This is a genomic window from Paenibacillus sp. P32E, assembly GCF_001909085.1.
Lineage (GTDB): Bacteria > Bacillota > Bacilli > Paenibacillales > Paenibacillaceae > Paenibacillus_AQ > Paenibacillus_AQ helianthi.
In genome coordinates this window covers 242,517-262,648 of the sequence record NZ_LVYY01000013.1, presented here as the reverse complement: position 1 = coordinate 262,648, position 20,132 = coordinate 242,517, and the positions used below count along the sequence as shown (strand labels likewise).

The window sequence follows — 20,132 nt, the reverse complement described above, 5'->3', positions numbered from 1 at the left end:
TCTTGCCATCTGGCTCAGGGAATAAATGATCAAGAAGATTTACATTCCTTTGATTTGGAAGCGCTTTATTTGGTATCTCTCCTTTCATCATCTTAACTATTCGTCCTTGTATAAGGAGAGCATCTCGAAATTAGGTTTGAAGGAGGCTCTTGAATGAGAAAAGTTAAAGGCAGAAAACCTTGGATTTCCAGAATGGTTGCAGGGGCGATGGTTCTTCAGCTTGCAGCTTCCGGAATCCCGGCCGCAGCCGAAGCTGGAACCCTGGAAGCAACTATTCCAAAGGTAGAAATAGGCTCAACAGTTACGGATACAGTCTATCAAACGCCAAGGGATGGTTTGGAATTATCAGCTACAGATGCGGTCTATCAAATTCAGAATCCAGGCTTTGAAACTGGGGATATGTTAGGCTGGACGGTTGTCAGAGGCCAAGCGTTCGGTCAAGATAGTGTATCGGACGAAACCACTTGGTGGGCAGAACAAATCCCGTACAATCAGGAAGGTGCTTATCATCTTAACGGCTGGAAGCATGACGAGGCTGCGACCGGCGTGCTTCGTTCCAGCACCTTCGAGCTGGGCGGCAGCGGCTGGATCAGCTTCAAGCTTGGCGGTGCGAAAAACCCTAACAAAGTATACGTGAATATCGTAGAAGCCCAGACGGGACAAGTCGTTGCCCGGTATGGCAATAGTGCTTTTGCCGACGTCGGCTTTCCGAACCCCGCTCAGGGTCTACGGCTTGCCAATATGGAGCAGTATAAGGCGGATCTCTCCGTCAATTTGGGCAAGAAGCTGTATGTGGAGATCGTCGATAATGCAACCTCCGATTGGGGATTGATTTTTGCGGACGCATTCTTGATGTACCATGAATCCGAGCCAGCCAAAGGCATTGTTGCCAAAGATATTAAGCCGGATTTCCAACGCTATCAAGTCCAGAATCCAAGCTTTGAAACCGGAGATTTGACAGGATGGACCGTTGTGGAAGGTGATGCGTTTGGTCCAGACAGTGTATCGGACGAAACCACCTGGTGGACAGAACAAATCCCGTACAACCAGGAAGGTACATTCCATTTAAACGGCTGGAAATACGCCGAAGCTGCAACAGGTGTGCTTCGATCCAGCACCTTCGAGCTGGGCGGCACAGGCTGGATGACCTTCAGACTGGGCGGAGGCAAGCATACGGAGCAGGCCTATGTAAGTGTTGTCGATGCAGATACCGGAGACTTGATAGCCAGGTACGGAAATACCGAATTTAACGAGTCCGGGTTTCCGGATCCGGCACAGGGCCTCAGACTCGCGAATATGGAGCAATATAAAGCCGATCTCTCGAAGTATATCGGAAAGAAGCTGTATCTAGAAATCGTGGATCATGCAGCCTCGGATTGGGGACTGCTCTTTGCCGACGCCTTCAATACCTTCAATGAACTTGTACCCGAAGAAGGAGTTATGGCGGATAATATTGTGCCGACGGAAATCCAGAATCCTAGTTTTGAAACCGGAAATTTAGAGAGCTGGGCCGTTGAAGGTAATGCTTTTCAAGTCACTAATGAAGCTGGGACCGGCAAAGAGGGTAGCTTCTATGCCAAGTCTACCTTGGAAGGTCAGGGTTCTATTACGTCTAATACCTTTAAGCTTCAGGGAACCGGAACGATCACCTTCACTGTTGTAGGCATCGATAATCCGCAGGAAGCCTACGTCGCATTATATGATGCCAGCACTAACACATTACTTGAGAAGACCGGGGATGTCAGTGCGAATGAGAAGATTTCCTGGGAAATGCAGGAGCATTACAATAAGAGGCTCTATGTTAAGGTTGTCGATCAATCCAATCAAGCCAGTATTGCTGTTGATGCTTTTCAAGCTCACGGTACGGGTAACATTTTTTTTATGAACTTTGATGAAGGCACAGGAAAGAAGGCACTGGAGGAAGTAAATAATCTTGAACATGACGTGAACTATGTGTTTAATAACGCCAGATATATGGCCTCGAAGGATCCAAGATGGACCTCACGCGGAGTAAAAGGAGGTGCCTTGCTATTCGATGGATACTCGAATGATGTTGAGGTCAAAGCAAAGGATACCATTCCTGTAAGCGACGCGTTAACGCTTGAAGCATGGGTCGCTCCGCGCAGCTACGAATGGGGGGACGGAAACAAGCTGTCTGGAATCGTGAGCCAGTCCGATCAGGACAAAGCAGAAGGATTCGCACTTGGCATGTACCGGCACGGAACATGGTCGATGCAGGTCGGGATTGGCGGCCAGTGGATTCAGGTATGGGTCAAAGATCATCCGCTCGAAAAATACAAGTGGAATTACGTAGCGGCAACGTTCGACAAAAAGGACGGAATCATTAAATTATATTTAAATGGTCAGGAAGTAGCTTCTGAGGCGACTCCTGTCAACGTTCCAATTACACCGTCTACGGAAAACCTGATGATCGGAAAAAACAATAGATCTGCAGAGTTTGCGGGATTATTCTCCTACAATATGTTCAGCGGACTTATCGATGAAGTGAAGCTGCAGAACAAAGCGCTCACGGGTCAAGAGATCCTTGCTGAATATGAGAGTGTGAAGACACTTCATGGCGGCGCGGTTCCACAAATTCCAAATGGCGACATTGATGAGGATCCTAGTGTGTTTGATGGTGATCAGCACCGGCCTCAGTACCATGCTATGCCTCCTCAAAACTGGATGAATGAAGCACATGCACCCATTTATTATAACGGCAAATACCATTTATTTTATCAGCATAACCCGCAAGGTCCATACTGGCATCAGATCCACTGGGGACATTGGGTGAGCGATGATATGGTACATTGGGAAAATGTGAGACCGGCTCTTGCCCCTGAAGCAGGCACGCTTGATCCGGACGGTACATGGTCAGGCAGCGCAGCCTATGATCGAAACGGCAATCCCGTTCTGTTCTACACTGCCGGCAATGACTCTTTGTCACCGAACCAAAGAACAGGTCGGGCGACTCCGTCTGATTTGTCGGACCCTAACTTAGAGCAATGGGATAAATATCCTGAACCAGTTACAGAGCAGAATGGAAACGGTATTCATAACGAGTTCAGGGACCCGTTTGTATGGTATGACAAAGAGACAGACAAGTGGTATCAGTTAGTCACTTCCGGTCTTCAAGACTTCAGCAGCGGCACAGCTTTGGTGTATGTTTCGGGCGATATGTACAACTGGGAGTATAAGGGGCCTTTATACGTAAGTGACAGAAGCCTGTATCCGGAGCTCGGTACCGTATGGGAACTGCCGGTATTACTGCCGTTAGGTAAGGATAGCACGGGCAAGCAAAAGTATATTTTTATGGTTAACCCCCATGAGAAACCGGAGCAAGTGCCTCCGGCGAACGATGTGCAAAGAGATGTTGAGGTTTTTTACTGGATTGGTACTTGGGACCGGGATCATTTCAAGTTTATTCCCGATCAGGATGCGCCTTCTAAAATGGATGTGGGCGACGGCTATTTAACGGCAGAGAGCGGTATGGTTACACCTGACGGTAGAACAGTCGTATACTCCATGGTGCAGAATGTAAGAACACCGCAAGCCGAATATCAAGCCGGTTGGGCTCATAATCTGGCACTGCCAGTTTCCCTAAGCTTGGATGAGCATGATCAATTGCGTATTGAACCGATTCAAGAATTGCAAAGTCTCAGGGGAGATAAGGTGGTTGATTTCTCGGACAAAAATTTGGCCGCCGCCAATCAGTTGATCCGGAGTGTCAAAGGCGACATGTTGGAGATCGTGATGGAAATTGATCCGGGTGAAGCCCAGAAATTCGGTCTTAAAGTGCGGCGCTCCGAGAACGGCCAGGAGGAAACGCTGATTTACTATGACAAAACAAATGGGACGTTCAATGTGGACCGGACCAAGAGCAGCATTGATCCGGATGTGCGCGTGGACGGTATTCAAGGCGGATACGTAGATCTGGACGGAGAGAACTTGAAGCTTCATATATTCCTGGACCGCTCGGTTGTTGAAGCTTTTGCCAATGATAAGGAAAAGCTAACAACACGCGTCTATGTAGGCCGATACGACTCCTTGGGCTTACAGGTCTGGGCCGACAAGGATATAACGGTCAAGTCGATGGAAGTATGGAATATGAATGCCTTGACGGGTGAGCCGGCGGCTCCAGTCGATGTGCCTGACAATTGGGATAACTCAGTGTATACCGATATTACAGATCTGCCCAATCATGATTTTGCCACAGGAGACTTAACCGGTTGGATTACAGAAGGAGATGCTTTCCAGGATATCCATGTGACCGACGCGCAGTTTTTCTGGGACACGATCTACTTCAATCCTTCGCATAAAATTCCAGGCGGCTATCATTTGTGGGGCTTCAACGAGGAAGCCGGCGGAGACAGCTTAACGGGAACAATGAAATCGCAGAATTTCGTCCTTGGCGGGAACGGCAAGATCAACTTCCTGGTCAGCGGCGGGCGTGATATCGATAATCTGTATGTAGCGCTGGTCCGGGCATCGGACGGGAAAGAACTATTTAAAGAAACCGCCACCAACTATGAGGAGTATCAACGGAAGATTTGGGATGCATCACAGTATATCGGCCAGAAGCTTTACATTAAGGTGGTTGACCAATCCACAGGCGGTTTCGGACATATTAACGTTGATGATTTCAATGTGCCGGTTAAGGTACAGAATCCGACGAATCCGAATGAACCGACCGACCCAACTGATCCAACTAGCCCTGCCGGTCCAACTGACCCAACTAATCCAAGTGGTCCAACTGATCCAACCGATACAGCTGTCCCAACCAGTCCTCCGAATCAGCCTGTGATTCCGGCAAGCAAACCTGAGAGTCAAAACAGTTTGTCATTCGAGATGGCAAAGGGAGAGCGGCAAGTGATGTTTCCGGTGTCCATCGCGGCAAATGACGGCAAGAATGCCCTGAAAGTTAAAAATACAGATGTGGAGATCGAAGTTCCAGCAGAGTTATTGAAGGAATTACAGGCACGGGTCACGGGCAGCGAGCTTGAACAGGCGAAGATCTCTTTTGAAATGGGAACTTTATCTTCAGAGCAGAGCAAAGAATTACTTTCGTGGGCCGGACAGAAGAATCATGCAGATATCTCTGTAACCGGGGAGGTCTACGACTTCAAATTGTCAATCGTGAAGGCCGATGGAACGGCGCTTACGCTTGAGAAGTTCTCCAAACCCGTCACCATCAGATTGGGTGCACAGGAGAATTCCCGCCAAGATTTAACGGGCATTTATTACGTCGCAGATGACGGCCGACTGGAATATTTGGGTGGAACCTACGCGGACGGTACATGGACGGTCAAGGTGAATCATTTCAGCAAGTATGCCGTCCTCACTTATGATAAATCATTTGAAGATGTGAATGCCTCCTATTGGGCCCATGATGTTATAAAAAGGATGGCAGCAAAGCAAATGGTCTTGGGTGTGAGCGATACAATATTTGCTCCAAAACAAAAGGTAAGCAGAGCTGAGTTCGCTTCTTTGATTACTCGTGTACTCGGAATAACAGGGATGAACTTAACTACATTCAAGGATGTAGAACCCACGAAGTGGTACGCTTCTTCCATTGCCGCAGCATACGAAGCGGGAATTGTCACCGGAAGAAACAAGGATACCTTTGCGCCGGAGGACACCGTAAGTCGTGAAGAAATGGCGTCCATGATTTACAAAGCCTATCTGCACCACACAGGACAGAACGCTGCTGCTAGTCGCTTGAGTAATTTCAAAGATGCCGGTACGATCAGCGGCTGGGCTGCAAATGCGGTCGCTGCTGCACAGGAGCTTGGCTTCATCAGCGGTCGCGGGAACCAGGTATTCATGCCACATGAACTTGTAAACCGTGCAGAAAGTGCACATGTCATCTCACTATTGCTTGACAAGCTCAATAAATAACTGCAAAAGGAAGGCCGGGGAAGCAAGGTGATGTCAAAGGGGAATCCAGTATTTACGAAAGAGTGTAGAACAGGAGGAATAAATTAATGAAGGAATTTTTTTATCGTCCGGAAAATGCATGGGTAGGGGACATTATTCCCTATTACGAAGATGGGGAGTTCAAGCTGTTCTATCTGCACGGGTGGAGAGGTAACTTCCGGGAAGGTCTCGATCATGGCTGGCATTTGCTTGGTACGAAAGATTTCGTGAATTACAGGGAAGATGGAGCTTGCAAGATCGAAGGCGGGACCGGCCATATTCTCAAAGTGGGCAATGTCTATCACATGTTCTATTGTATCTTTCCCGAAGGGAAACAATTGGCCTGCCACGCCATCAGCAAGGATCTGCAAACATGGGAACCGATTCCTGAAGACACTTTTGGTCCGGATGGTGAAATTTATGAGCTGGCAGACTGGCGTGATCCCTTTGTATTTTGGAATGAAGAAGAAAGCCAATATTGGATGCTGATTGCAGCCCTGGCAAAAGGACCAACGAACCGGAAAGGCTGCACCGGTCTCCTATCGTCCAAGGATCTCAAGCATTGGGAGTACCGTGAGCCGCTGTACGCACCGAACTTGCATGTAGGCGCACATGAATGCCCGGACTTGTTCCGCATGGGCGATTGGTGGTATCTGATTTATTCTTCGTATACGGGGCGTTTCGGGACCTTTTACCGGATGAGCCGGTCTTTAAAAGGGCCGTGGATGACTCCGCAGGAAGAGGCTTTTGATGGGCGTGCTTATTATGCGGCCAAATCGGTATCCGATGGGCAGAAACGGTATTTGTTCGGCTGGAATCCGACTAAGGATGACGATCTGTTCGGCTGGAATCCGCCAAAATCTCCAGGCAAGGATTATGATACCTGGGATTGGGGCGGTAATATGATTGTACATGAAATCATTCAACGTTCAGACGGAACGCTTGGTGTGAACGTGCCTGCAACGGTTGACTCTGCATTTGCCCAACAGGCACCCGCGAACTTTCAGAGAATCGCCGGGGATTGGGCGATCACAGACGATGGGCTGCTCTGTGAATCTCCTTATGCCTTTGCAGGTTGTATCACACAGGAGGAATTGCCTGATCAGTGCAAGATCTCTACAACGGTATGTTTCTCGGGATCAACCCAAGGTCTGGGATTCATGCTTCGGGCAGGCGAAACTCTTGATTTTGCCTACTATATCACGCTGGAGCCCCAGCGTAGCCGAATTACCTTCCGTGGGCCGATTATGCAATCTGAAGAAGGAGGTAAAACCTTCCCTTATGATGTGGAGCTCGAACGTCCACTCAAGCTGCTGCCGGAACAGGAATATGAGCTGAAAGTGTTTATAGACGGCACGATTTGCGAAATTTATGTTAACGGAGATGTGGCGATGAGTGCCAGAATGTACGACATTCAGCAAGGGAAGCTTGCCATATTCGTCAGTCAGGGTGCAGCGGAATTTCACCGGGTGAAGATTGAAACGTTAGAAGCCGATCCGGCCCTGCAATTAGAACAGAATATAAATGCATCCGGTTAACTTCATACTTTTCAGGTTTAATATAAGAACAGCCATTTGATTAGAATGGTTGTTCTTTTTACTGGCCTTAGATCATTCGGCTTTTCCTTTATGATAACCGGTTGACATAAAAATGTTAACCGGTTATCATAAAGTGACAATAGAAATGAATGCGCATTCAAATGAACTGCTGAAATACGCGCAGAATTCAAATATAAATTGGATTTAAAAACAAGGTGGTACATATGCCGAATCTTAAAGACGTCGCGAAAAAAGCAGGGCTTTCTATTAATACCGTTTCTAGAGTACTTAATAATAGAGGTTATATCAGTGAAAAGACGAAGGAAAAGGTCTACCGGGTGATGAAGGAGATGAATTATCAGCCGAACGAAATGGCCCGGGCCTTGTTCAGAAAAAGATCGAATATGATCGGTCTGATCATACCGACGATCTCGCATCCTTTTTTTGCTGAACTTACTTACCATCTTGAATATTACGCGCATCATAAGGGTTACAAACTATTGTTATGTAATTCCAACCGCGATGTCTCCAAAGAAATGGAATACATTGAGATGCTGAAAAAGAATCAAGTGGATGCCATCATCATGGGCAGTGCAGTGCTGGATGTCCAGCATTATCTACATTTGAACCTGCCGATTGTTTCATTCGATCGCGTGATTTCGGAGGATATTCCTGTGGTCACCTCGAACAATTTAGCAGGTGGTAAACTCGCCGCGAGATTATTAATCGACAAGGGCTGCCTTCATCCTGTCTTCATTTATCGTGGAATAGACGGTCCCCAGCATCGTTCGTTGCTCGCTGCCCAGAGAAGGCAGGGATATGAAGCTGAGGTGGAGAGCGCAGGCTTAGAGCCGCTGCAATTGCAATTGGATGCTGAAGGGAGCAAGCTCACCCGGAACTCTGCTGTAATGATCGCTTACTTTCAAGAGCATCCGGAAATAGACGGAGTATTCGCCAGCAGTGACGTGATTGCAGCAGAGGTCATTCAAGCTTGTTACCTGATGAAGAAGGATATTCCTTCAGAGATCAAAATTGTAGGTTACGATGACGTTCAGATCGCTTCACTGATCTCACCGCGTCTTAGCACGGTCAGACAGCCGATTCAGGAGATGAGCGACTCTATCATTCAGTTGATTGTTCAGCAAATCGAAGGCAAAGAAATTTCTATGGTTAACACGTTCCCGGTGACTCTTATCGAACGTGATACGACATAAAACAAATCGGTAGGAGATGAATTATCAGCCGAATGAGTGGCACCACTGCAAGTTTTGAAGCAAATTCTGAAAAAGGAAAGACTGGATTCAACTAAAAAATCATAATGGAGGAAACGTAGATGGATTTTATGAACCGAGTGGCTCCAGAGTTAAAACAAGGGGTAGCAGAATTGCCGCCACTTCATTTGCCGGGTGATCTGGATTCTGCCAGAGGATATATTCAATACCCTGCGGAAAAGTCGGAACACGTTCGTATTACAGAACGATCTCTGTCCGTTGCCGGTTCATACCAAATGCTGGTTAGAATCTACGAACCGGCTCAGAGAAATGGTAAGGCGCTGCCTGCTCTTCTCTGGACCCATGGCGGAGGATATGTGCTCGGCCATCCCAGTGGGGATGATGCATTATGTGAAAGCTTTGTTATAGCAGCCAACTGCGTTGTCGTTTCGCCCGACTACCGTCTTGCACCTGAGCATCCATTCCCGGCAGCAATTGAGGATAGTTACGCGGCGTTAGTGTGGCTGGCCGATATTAACAATGATCTCAATGTCGATTTGGCCCGGATTGCAGTCGGCGGAGCGAGCGCAGGAGGAGGACTGGCCGCAGCCCTGGCATTAATGGCGAGGGATAAAGGAGGTCCTGTCCTCTGCTTCCAAATGCCGCTGTATCCGATGATTGACGATCGCAATGATACGCTCTCCAGCCATGAGATTACACATTCTTCGGTTTGGAACCGGGCGAATAACCTGGCCGCATGGAAGATGTATCTTGGCGGACCTGCCGGCGGAGATACTTCTCCTTACGCTGCACCCAGCCGGGCGGATAATCTGTCTGATCTGCCTCCCGCTTATACCTGCGTCGGACAGCTTGATCCGTTTCGCGACGAAACCATCGAATATGTCACCCGATTGGCTCAGGCCGGCGTCGATGTGGAATTTCATCTCTATCCCGGCGGTTATCATGGCTTTGAGCACGCCGTTCCAACCGCCGGGATTAGCCGGCGTGCCAGAGAGGACTATATCAACGCTATGGCAAGAGCACTGAATCCGTAAGCACTGGCTCTGTTCCCGTGTTCTGTCTTTGAATTGAAAAAAAAGAACGTTTTTTTTGAAGTATTGCATATGCAGAAGCAATAGAATGTATATGACGAAAGGATATTGGAGTTTTAGGGGGAGTACGTGTGTTTAATCTCGGTGAGGCAATACCCTTTGAAGATAAAGCAAATGATGTGTTAACGGTTGGAGAACTTCTGGTTGACATGATTTCTAATGACTATGGCGATGCTTTTGAATGCAACGGATATACGAGATTTTTTGGAGGGTCACCTTCCAATATTGCCATCAATGTTAATAAGCTTGGCATCCGGTCTCAAGTGGCTTCGGCGGTTGGCCGGGATGGTCTTGGAGCTTTTCTGGTAAAGGGATTGCAAAGGGCAGGAATAGTTACCAGCGGAGTCCAGCGGGTGGATGAATCTACCAGCATGGTGGTGATCACGAAGAGTCAGGAAACGCCCATTCCGATCTTTTACCGCGGAGCGGATAGCGAATTGCTGTACAATGATGCTTTGGAACAAGCCTTGATCCATTCCAAAATTGTCCACTTTTCGTGCTGGCCGATCTCGAGAGTTCCATCGCGTTATACGGTTGAACGGGTTATCGGGATAGCAAAAAAACATAAGCTGCTGATTGGCTTCGATCCGAACTATCACCCCTTGATTTGGCAGAAGGGTGAAGATGGTGTCTCCTATGTCAAATCTATCATCCCCAAAGTTGATATTATCAAACCTTCGGAAGATGATGCAGAGCGTCTGTTTGGGCCAGGCACACCGGCTGAACAGGTCGGGAGGTTCTTGGAGCTTGGCGCCAAGCTGGTGGTGATGACCTTGGGCAAAGAAGGGGCGATGGTATCGAACGGCATAGAAACATTGAAGTTCGATACCAAAGCTACCGAAATCGAAGATACGACCGGAGCAGGTGATGCCTTTTGGTCCGGATTTTATGCGGCTGTCGTCAAGGGGCATACCCTCAGAGAGGCACTGGAGCTCGGCTTTGCCGTCAGCGCGTACAAGCTAAAATTCATGGGTGCGGTAGTGAATCTGCCAACTCTGGAAGAAATCAAACAACAATTTAACCTGTAGGAGGTTTCAGATGACACTGAAGAATCAAGTACAGTTGATTACGTATCCCGATTCGCTGGGCGGGGACCTGAAGAAGCTTCATCAGGTGCTGCGCAAACAATTCACCGGCCTCTTCGAAGGCGGAATCCACATCCTCCCGCCATTTCCTTCCTCCGGGGACCGCGGATTTGCTCCTCTGACCTATCTGGAAATCGATCCGGGCTTCGGGTCATGGGAGGATATCCGGGAGATAGGGGAAGAATTCGATGTGCTGGTGGACTTGATGGTGAATCACATATCCAGGCAATCTCCTTATTTTCAGGATTTCCTGAAGAAAGGCCGCGCTTCTGAGTATGCTGATTTATTTATAACCCTGGACAAGATTTGGGAGAATGGTAAGCCTGTCCGGGAGGATATTGAGAAGATGTTTTTGCGCAGGCCCCTGCCTTATTCAAGCTTTTCTATAAGCGGGAGCGGTGAGGAAGAGAAGGTCTGGACAACCTTTGGCAAAACAGATCCTTCCGAGCAAATTGATCTCGATGTCCATTCCCCGTTGACCCGGGAGCTGCTGCGGTTATTTTTTGAGAACTTCAAGCAACAAAATGTCAAAATAGTCAGGCTTGATGCGGTCGGGTACGTGATCAAGAAGCTGGGAACCAGTTGTTTTTTTGTGGAGCCGGAGATTTATGAATTTCTCGGCTGGATCAAATCAATGGCGGATTCGCTGGATATAGAGCTGCTGCCCGAGGTCCATGCGCACTACAGCATCCAAGCCAAGTTATCGGAATACGGGTGCTGGATATATGATTTCATCCTGCCTTACCGGGTGCTTGAGGCACTCACCGGCAGGTCCAATACGGAACTCTATTCCTATCTGAAGACCCGCCCGCATAAGCAGTTCACCATGCTCGACTGTCACGACGGTATTCCTGTTAAGCCGGATCTTGATGAGCTGATCGACACGAAGGAAGCGCGGGAGCTGGTTGATCTCTGTGTGGAGAGGGGAGCGAATCTGAGTCTGATTCTGTCGGAGGAGCATAAGGCGCAAGACGGATTCGATGTCCATCAGATACGCTGCACGTATTATAGCGCGCTAAATGAAGATGACGATGCTTATCTCGCTGCAAGAGCGATTCAATTCTTCACACCAGGTATTCCGCAGGTCTATTATGTGGGTCTGCTGGCCGGCAGCAATGATCTGGAGCAGGTAACCCTGACGGGTGAAGGACGCGAAATCAACCGCCATAATTATACCCTGGAGGAAATTGAGGAAGGGCTTGAACGGGATGTTGTGAAGCGGCTAATGAAGCTGATTCGCTTCCGCAATACTTACAGTGCCTTCGGAGGAACGTTCCAGGTGCTTGAGGCGGCAACGGATGAGGTCCGGTTGTTATGGGAACAAGGTGAGAAGTATTGTAAGTTGTTCATCAACCTGCAGACCTATCAAACCGTTATTGAATATGTGGATGAGCAAGGCATTGCTGTTACTTATCAGGTATAATTCGAATTCCGTTTTTAAGGAGTGGTTATTTTGGCTACGCTACAAATAAGCTTTCATTCGAAATGTCTGAAAAGAGAAGTCACGTTCAATGCATTAATGCCGGTTGATCTGCCTGAAGGATTAGGACTGCCGGTATGGTCGGGAGAACCTTTGAGGGCGCTATATCTGCTGCACGGCTTTTCCGGGAGCCATAACGATTGGATGAACTTCTCACGAATCCGGGAGCTGTCGGACAGATATCAGGTTGCGGTTTTTATGCCCGCAGGAGAAAATCACTTCTATCTGGACGATGAGAACAGGGGAGAATACTACGGGGAATATATCGGCAGGGAGCTGGTGGATTTCACACGCAAGCTGTTCCCGCTGTCTGCGGCGCGCGAGGATACATGGATAGGCGGTTTATCCATGGGCGGCTATGGGGCAATCCGCAACGGTCTGAAATATGCAGATCAATTCGGCCGTATTATAGCCTTGTCTTCGGCACTGGTGCCTTATAAAGTTGCCAATGTATCCCCGGATTACAATGACGGTATCGCCAGTTATAGTTACTACACAAGCACCTTTGGTGATCTGAGCCAGCTGCTTGGCAGTGATAAAGACCCGGAAAGGCTTGTCCTGGACCTCAAGGCGAAAGGACTTGAGCTGCCCAAGCTGTATATGGCCTGCGGGACAGAGGATTTCCTGCTGGACGTGAACCGCCGGTTCCATGATTTTCTTGAAGGGGAACAGGCCGTACATGTGTATCATGAAAGTGAAGGCGATCATAACTGGAACTTCTGGGATAAGTACATTGAGGCGGCACTGCAGTGGGCTGGAGAAGACAGCAACTCTATATAAACGCTTCAAGTCTTGATAACTGAAAGTCTAATACAAGTACGCCCCTGGGTCCGATTGAGAATATATCGGCTCAGGGGCTTGCTGAATTCCGGGGAGGAAGAAATGGTAATATGATTCGAACAAACAGTATCGTGTTCAAATTTTCGTTGCAGATGACAGTTATTCTTGCGATCCTGTTGTCCATCCTTGTTCTGAGTAATATTTACTCCCTGGAAGTTGTACGAAGCAATGCACTAACAAGCTCGCGTAATACACTTGCCCTCTATCAGGCCAACATTCATAATAACTTCAACAATTTCTCCAAAGATTTAATTGAGGTATTTGATAATAACATTGATGCCGCTGTGAATGTAGCCAACCTGGATGAGAGCAGCCGCTACTTCAAAGTGCAGGAGCTCAAAAATAACCTGCTGACAAAAATGGCGAACGATTATTCCAGTGATGGCATGTTTATCAGACTTTCCGGAGAGCTCGTGCTTGAACAATTCAGCAGCCGGATTCCATCTGCGGGTAAGCTGGCTCTGGTCGATTTCCTTAATACGCACAAGTTCAGCTCCAGTCCAGCGGATGAAAGTGATGAATGGAAGGTGTTCCAGATCCAGGGTGATTATTATTTGTTCAAATATATCACCTACTCACAAGTCAGCTTTGGAACGTTAGTCAAAGCGGACACTCTTTTATCGATGGTAGACAGGGGGAGCAATGATCATAACCGTTATGTATTGAGTAATACAGAGGGGAGCATTTTATCTGCAAATAATATCGTCCTGAAAAAGGCAGATACGACCTTGGGCAGCTTAACCAAAGAGTATCAGCGCAGCTTTCTGATTATTTCTGAACCGATTGAAGAGTTTGGCCAGATTACAAATATGGTTGCCAAGGGGGGCCTGTTCTCGGGATTGAAGCTTATTCAGTGGGGCATCGCCTTATTGGCGGTTCTTTCGGCTATCATTGTACCGCTCGTACTGAGGTTCTTAACAAGGGATGTGTTGAAGCCGATCCTCGAGTTGGTGAAGGCGGCCAAGGTGGTTGAGCAGGGGCAGCTGGAATACCAGGTTCCTCAGGGTGTACCGTACTCCCTGGAGTTTATGAAGCTGTTCCATGCGCTCGAATCCATGGTTAGTGAAATCAAGGATCTGAAGATTCAATCCTATGAAGAACAGATCGAAATCAGCCGCGCGGAAATCAAATATCTGCAGATGCAAATCAGGCCCCACTTTTTTCTGAATGCGATCTCGACAATAACCAGCTTGACGTATCACAATAAAAATGAAGAAATACGGCGGATGATTCACTGCCTCTCGGAACATCTTAGATATATGTTTAAGGGAGGTCTTGTGGAAGTCTCGATGGAGGAAGAGATTAAGCACGCCGAAAATTATATAAGGATGCAAGAAATCCGGTATCCGGACCAAGTGTTTTTCATGATAGAGATGGATGATAAAGCCCGCCAAGTGCCCATTCCGCAATTCATGATCCAGACTTTTGTTGAGAATACGTTCAAGCACGCGATGTTCTATAAAGAAATGCTATCGATCTTCATACGAGTGCGGTCAGAGACAAGAGACGGAAAACCATTTGTCAGTATTGTGATTGAGGATAACGGAGGAGGCTTCTCTTCGGAGTGGCTAAGCAAGGCGGAGATCGAGGAGGTAATGGAGGATGGGGGCAGGGTCGGCATTGCCAATATCCGCAAAACTCTGCAACTGCTCTACAAGCGTGACGACCTGCTCAAGCTCTCTAATGCAGAGACGTCTGGTGCAAGAGTAGAAATGTGGATACCCGTACCTGAATCCGGCCACCCAGAGTTGTAGGGGGGATAATATGCGTTGTATGTTGATTGATGATGATATACCTACAGTTGAAGCCCTGCTCGGTATTGTGAATTGGGATGAATTTGGAATTACCGAGGTGCAGACCGCTCATAATATACAGGATGCGAAACAATTATTCGAGAACGGCGAGCCTGATGTAATCATTTGCGATATCGAAATGCCGAGAGGCTCCGGTATTGATATGATCAAATGGGCTAGAGACCGCCAATATGAAGGAGGTTTTATATTTTTAACCTGTCATGAGAGCTTCAGCTTTGCTTCCAAGGCGATCTCGTACGACGCCGACTCTTATCTGGTCAAGCCGCTGGATAAGCAGGAGCTGGAAGCGGCGCTGCGGAAGTCCATGGATACATTGAAGAAAAAGATGATGATGGGCGAATACAGTAAGATGGGGCTTGCATGGCTGAAGAACAAAGATGTGGTCGAAAGAGGATTCTGGAGTGATGTGCTGACAGCCACTCTGTCTCCCCGAATTCATCTTATTCAGAGTGAAGTACAGAAACGTGAGTTATCATTGTCTGTCCATACGGAATATATTCTATTTCTCGTAAGTGTTCCGCGTTCCCAGATCGAGAGTGAGTGGGATGAGAGTATTTTCCAATATGCACTCTCTAACCTGATTTCTGAAATTCTCATCACTGAGGTCAGCTTAGGACGGATGATTGCCTACCAAGTCGATAAAGTGTTCTACAATGCAATCCTTATTGAGAGCCCACTCGATAAGAAGTGGCTGCAGGACAGCGCAGAGAATATTATTCTGATGTGCAGGCAATATTTGAAGTGTACGGCTACCTGTTATTTCAGTGAGAAAACAGCGGTCTCAGGACTTTCACAGGTCAAAACGGAGCTGGAGCAGCTGGATGAGTCCAATATCATTTTCAGAGGGAAAGTACATTTGCCGAATGAACCTTTTCATTATGATATTACGGACCGCTTTACCCTTGATATGGAGCTCTTCACCCTGTTGTTTGTCCAGAAGGAGAAGGTACAGATTGTTAACCGGCTGAAGAAAGAGCTGGAATTGCTGACAAGCTTGAATAAGCTGGATTCAACAACTCTCCATTCGATCCGGGAGGACTTCCTGCAAGTGGTCTATTCCCTTCTCTCGCGGCAGCATATTCAGGCGCATCGGTTATTTGCCGACGATGTGACTCAAAGCTTGGCCCAGAAAGCCGACAGCAGTGTGTTTGACTTCATGAAGTGGGCTCAGGCGCTTACGGACAAAACGGTGGATTCTATCAAAGAAGTACTGCAGTCCGAAGGGGTTGTCGAGAGAGCGAAGCGATTTATCCAAGAAAACTACAGACAGGACCTCAGTCGTGAGGATGTCGCTGCAAGCGTATATCTGACAGCGGATTATCTGGCGAAGGTGTTCAAGAACGAGACCGGGCAGACAGTCAAGGAGTACTTGAACGACTTCCGCATAAGAGCCGCGAAGCAAATGCTCATTGAGAGCACGGCGAGCATAGGCGAGATTGCTATGGACGCCGGATTTGATACGATTTCTTATTTCTCGACGGTATTCAAAAAGCTGACAGGGGAAACACCGATAGCCTATCGTTCAAAGCACAAAACTGCTAGATAGCAGGAAGCTCCGCTTTTCCACAGAGAAGCGGAGCTTCTTGCTGCAGTACGGTTTTTCGAAAAAACAGCCCGTCTTTTTGAAAGCCTGCAATCCTCCAAAGAAGTACAATGAAAGTGAAATTACAGAACAGGAGGCATCATCATGAAAAATAAAAAGGGGTTAGGCTCACTGTTGTTGTCCATGGTAGTATGCGGTTCACTGCTCTCGGCCTGCGGCAGCAATTCGAATACATCGGCCAAGAATTCCGGGAATGCCAATGCAAAAGTTGCTGAAATCGTATTTGCCCTGCCGTCCTTCAACCGGATTCCCGATGATTTGAGCAAGGTGACGAACGCAATCAATGCAATCACAACCAAAAAAATCGGAGTCAAAGTGGATTTCCGTCTATATGGTCCGGCGGATTATGCCCAGAAAGTCAACCTGGCGCTCCAGAGCGGAGAGAAAATGGATATCTTCACTACTCTCGGACAATTCTCCAACTATGTGTCCAAAAGTCAGGTGGCTCCGCTTGAAAAACTTCTTCCCCAGTATGGTAAAGAAATGACTGCAATTCTGGATAAGGATTTCGGACCGGATATTCTCAAAACCACAACGATGGATGGGCATATCTATGGGATTCCGGTAAATAAAGGGATGGCTTTGCCTACGAATATCATCTACAACGCCGATATGATGGCAGATGCAGGTGTTTCGGCTGACACTATTCAATCGGTGGAGGATCTGCCTGCCGTCTTCGCTGCCGTTAAGAAGAAGTCACCGGATGTGGTTCCGTTTGGCCCGATTAATGTGAATCCAACTGATACGGGACTTGTTAATCTGATGAAAGGTGCGAGCAAGGTAGATTACCTGACAGATACAACCGGAGTCGGTGTCGTAATCGGTGACAACGGAAAGGTCGTTAATTTCTATGAATCCGATGTTTTCAAAAACGGGGTTAAGATGATGAGAGACTGGTACAATGCGGGTTATTTACAGAAGGATACCGCAACAACTACCGTTAACGCCATGGAGATGGTATCTTCCGGACGCGGTTTCTCCTTCCTTGGCGGCTACAGCGGTATGGAGGTGGGCAAAACCCTGAGTGCGCAAGCCGGCAAAAAAATGGAGACCAAACGAATTGCCCCGTTCTATTTCGATACAAGTGCCGTTAATGCTGTAACTTGGATGGTATCCAGCACCTCTAAAGAAACGGAAGCCTCTGTTAAATTCCTGAACCTGCTGTATACCGACACAGATCTGATTAATACCATTCTCTATGGGGTTGAAGGGGAGGATTACCTGAAGGTTGATGAGCATCATGTGAAATTCCCGGAAGGCAAGGACGCTAATACGGTACCCTACACAGCGATGCTGAGTTCAGGAATCGTAGGTTCTGAGTCCCTTCAGTACCAGTTCGAGGGAATCAACTGGTCGGATATTGAACTGAAGCTTAAGGAAAACAAGGATACGGAACGATCACCTTATTTCGGATTTATCTTTGATCAAAGCCCAGTGAAAACGCAGATGAGTGCTGTGAACAACGTAGTAAGCCAATTTCTGCCTGCTCTTGTTAGCGGCTCGGTAGACCCGGAGACGATCATTCCAAAATTCAATAGTGCGCTGAAAGATGCGGGCGCTGAGGCGATCATTGACAGCAAGCAGGAACAGCTGGATAAATGGCTTGCAGCGCAAAAATAATTATTCCTATAAGCTTGTTGAAGGTAGAGCCGCCAATAGAAGCTCTGCCTTCAGCAATGGAGGTGAATCCAACATGACAGCCAAAGCTAAATCAAAGCCTCTCAAAAAAACACTTCCTTTATTGATTTTAGCTGCTCCAGGTTTGCTTTACTTTATCATTAACAGCTATTTTCCCATGTTCGGGGTGTTTATCGCATTCAAGGATGTCAATTACGCAAAAGGTATATTCGGCAGTGACTGGATCGGTTTGAAGAACTTTACCTTTCTGTTCCAGACCAGCGATGCCTGGATTATGACCAGAAATACCCTTCTCTACAACCTGGTCTTTATCGCGCTCGGGACGATTGTTTCGATTATCATTGCCATTCTCATGTCAGAGCTGCTGAATAAAATGTACTCGAAGTTTTTTATGACAGGCTTGATCCTTCCAAATCTGATTTCGATGATTGTCCTTTCTTTGCTCGTCTTCGCTTTTCTGAATGCAGATAGCGGTTTTGTGAATCATTCTATTCTTCGTCCGCTCGGTCTTCCAGAGATCAACTGGTATTCGGAGCCGAAGTATTGGCCGTATCTGCTGGTTTTGATTCAGATCTGGAAAACGGCAGGCTACGGCTCCATTGTTTATTTCGCATCCATTGCCGGAATCGATAAGAGCATTTATGAGTCTGCCAAAATTGATGGCGCTGGCAAGCTGAAGCAGATCCGTATGATTACTTTGCCGCTGCTGAAGCCGACAGTCATTGTACTGGTGCTGATGTCCATGGGACGGATTTTCAACTCTGACTTCGGACTGTTCTATCAGGTTCCTATGAACTCTGGAGCGCTGTTCAGCACCACACAAACGATTGATACGTATGTCTACCGCGCCTTGATGCAGCTGAATGATATCGGAATGTCGGCCGCAGCCGGCTTGTATCAATCACTGGTTGGCTTTGCGCTTGTTCTTACGGTCAATACCATCGTCAAGAAGGTTAATCCAGAAAACGCATTGTTCTAGGAGGAAATACGGATGATACAAACAAGAGGAGAGCGAACGTTTACTGTTTTTTCTGCGATCGTGATGATCTTGCTGACGGTTTTTGCTTTTTTACCATTCCTTCTGATTGTGATTGCATCGTTCACCGATGAAACGACTTTGATTCGAAACGGATACAGCTTTTTCCCTGAGCATATGAGTTTTGAAGCGTACCTGTATATCAAATCCTCAGCATATATTTTCATTAGGGCGTATGGGGTATCATTTTTCGTTACGATAATGGGAACTGTGATTGGACTTCTGATAACAAGTATGTTAGCTTATCCTATGTCCCGAAGAGATTTCAAATACCACAATGTGCTGGCGTTTATCGTGTTCTTCACCATGCTGTTCAGCGGAGGAATCGTTCCATCATATATTATGTGGACGCAATATTTCCATATTAAAAACACCCTGCTCGCGCTGATCCTTCCCAACCTGCTGTCCAACGGCTTCAATGTACTGCTGGTGCGGAATTATTTCAAAAACAATGTACCGCTGGAAATCATTGAAGCTGCCCAGATCGATGGCGCGTCAGAGCTGCGGACCTTTTTTCGGATCATGCTTCCCTTGTCTATGCCGGTTATGGCAACTGTCGGTATGTTTATGGGACTCGCTTATTGGAACGACTGGATCAACGCGCTGTATTTTGTATCCAAACCGCAATTATACGGGATTCAAAATCTGCTGATGCAGCTGATGAACAATATTCAATTCCTCAACTCCGGTCAGGCCAGCAGTGTGCTCGGGGCGCAGGCAGCACAGCTGCCAAGCACAGCTGTGCGGATGGCAATGGCGGTTCTGGGCATTGTGCCGGTACTGTTCGTACTGCCCTTTATGCAGAAATACTTGACCCGTGGTGTTGTGATTGGTGCAGTCAAAGGCTGAGGAGAGAAAT

At 47.5% G+C, this 20,132-nt stretch carries 12 protein-coding genes; all 12 read left to right on the top strand.

All coding sequences use genetic code 11. The features are described 5' to 3' along the window. The first annotated feature begins 153 nt into the window (after nucleotides 1–153). The 12 genes from A3848_RS32965 (at nucleotide 154) to A3848_RS14125 (ending at nucleotide 20,122) form a co-directional block, all read left to right on the top strand. A complete protein-coding gene (locus tag A3848_RS32965) occupies nucleotides 154–5,898 on the top strand; it encodes an S-layer homology domain-containing protein (protein WP_083612149.1) in 5,745 nt (1,914 codons plus the stop codon). Between the two features lie 86 nt (nucleotides 5,899–5,984). After that, nucleotides 5,985–7,454, top strand: a complete 1,470-nt coding sequence (locus A3848_RS14175) for a glycoside hydrolase family 32 protein (RefSeq protein ID WP_074085586.1) — start codon at nucleotides 5,985–5,987, stop codon at nucleotides 7,452–7,454. A gap of 224 nt (nucleotides 7,455–7,678) precedes the next feature. Then, the gene (locus A3848_RS14170; RefSeq protein WP_074085585.1) at nucleotides 7,679–8,668 is read left to right on the top strand and encodes a LacI family DNA-binding transcriptional regulator; all 990 of its coding nucleotides are present in this window, start codon (nucleotides 7,679–7,681) and stop codon (nucleotides 8,666–8,668) included. Between the two features lie 119 nt (nucleotides 8,669–8,787). Further along, entirely contained in the window at nucleotides 8,788–9,720 is a 933-nt protein-coding gene (locus tag A3848_RS14165) for an alpha/beta hydrolase (RefSeq protein ID WP_074085584.1), read from the top strand. Nucleotides 9,721–9,848: 128 nt separating this feature from the next. Next, nucleotides 9,849–10,805 carry a carbohydrate kinase family protein gene (locus tag A3848_RS14160; RefSeq protein ID WP_074085583.1) on the top strand — a complete coding sequence of 319 codons (957 nt, stop codon included), beginning with the start codon at nucleotides 9,849–9,851 and terminating at the stop codon, nucleotides 10,803–10,805. Between the two features lie 10 nt (nucleotides 10,806–10,815). Beyond that, a complete protein-coding gene (gene gtfA, locus A3848_RS14155) occupies nucleotides 10,816–12,285 on the top strand; it encodes a sucrose phosphorylase (RefSeq protein ID WP_074085582.1) in 1,470 nt (489 codons plus the stop codon). A 30-nt stretch (nucleotides 12,286–12,315) separates the two neighbouring features. Further along, complete coding sequence (locus A3848_RS14150) at nucleotides 12,316–13,122, top strand: alpha/beta hydrolase (protein ID WP_074085581.1); 807 nt, start codon at nucleotides 12,316–12,318, stop codon at nucleotides 13,120–13,122. 110 nt (nucleotides 13,123–13,232) lie between these two features. Next, a complete protein-coding gene (locus A3848_RS14145) occupies nucleotides 13,233–14,936 on the top strand; it encodes a sensor histidine kinase (RefSeq protein ID WP_074085580.1) in 1,704 nt (567 codons plus the stop codon). 10 nt (nucleotides 14,937–14,946) lie between these two features. Further along, nucleotides 14,947–16,542, top strand: a complete 1,596-nt coding sequence (locus A3848_RS14140; RefSeq protein ID WP_074085579.1) for a response regulator transcription factor — start codon at nucleotides 14,947–14,949, stop codon at nucleotides 16,540–16,542. 141 nt (nucleotides 16,543–16,683) lie between these two features. Then, nucleotides 16,684–18,219 (top strand): ABC transporter substrate-binding protein, encoded by a 1,536-nt coding sequence (locus tag A3848_RS14135; protein WP_074085578.1) that lies wholly within the window; start codon nucleotides 16,684–16,686, stop codon nucleotides 18,217–18,219. A gap of 73 nt (nucleotides 18,220–18,292) precedes the next feature. After that, entirely contained in the window at nucleotides 18,293–19,216 is a 924-nt protein-coding gene (locus tag A3848_RS14130; protein ID WP_074085742.1) for an ABC transporter permease, read from the top strand. A 12-nt stretch (nucleotides 19,217–19,228) separates the two neighbouring features. Next, nucleotides 19,229–20,122 carry a carbohydrate ABC transporter permease gene (locus tag A3848_RS14125; protein WP_074085577.1) on the top strand — a complete coding sequence of 298 codons (894 nt, stop codon included), beginning with the start codon at nucleotides 19,229–19,231 and terminating at the stop codon, nucleotides 20,120–20,122. Nucleotides 20,123–20,132: the final 10 nt, after the last annotated feature.

Bases quoted from the DNA above. Each gene is read 5' to 3' on its own strand.
- A3848_RS32965 (WP_083612149.1), top strand. From the start codon at position 154: ATGAGAAAAGTTAAAGGCAGAAAACCTTGGATTTCCAGAATGGTTGCA.
- A3848_RS14175 (WP_074085586.1), top strand. From the start codon at position 5,985: ATGAAGGAATTTTTTTATCGTCCGGAAAATGCATGGGTAGGGGACATT.
- A3848_RS14170 (WP_074085585.1), top strand. From the start codon at position 7,679: ATGCCGAATCTTAAAGACGTCGCGAAAAAAGCAGGGCTTTCTATTAAT.
- A3848_RS14165 (WP_074085584.1), top strand. From the start codon at position 8,788: ATGGATTTTATGAACCGAGTGGCTCCAGAGTTAAAACAAGGGGTAGCA.
- gtfA (WP_074085582.1), top strand. From the start codon at position 10,816: ATGACACTGAAGAATCAAGTACAGTTGATTACGTATCCCGATTCGCTG.
- A3848_RS14145 (WP_074085580.1), top strand. From the start codon at position 13,233: ATGATTCGAACAAACAGTATCGTGTTCAAATTTTCGTTGCAGATGACA.
- A3848_RS14140 (WP_074085579.1), top strand. From the start codon at position 14,947: ATGCGTTGTATGTTGATTGATGATGATATACCTACAGTTGAAGCCCTG.
- A3848_RS14135 (WP_074085578.1), top strand. From the start codon at position 16,684: ATGAAAAATAAAAAGGGGTTAGGCTCACTGTTGTTGTCCATGGTAGTA.
- A3848_RS14130 (WP_074085742.1), top strand. From the start codon at position 18,293: ATGACAGCCAAAGCTAAATCAAAGCCTCTCAAAAAAACACTTCCTTTA.
- A3848_RS14125 (WP_074085577.1), top strand. From the start codon at position 19,229: ATGATACAAACAAGAGGAGAGCGAACGTTTACTGTTTTTTCTGCGATC.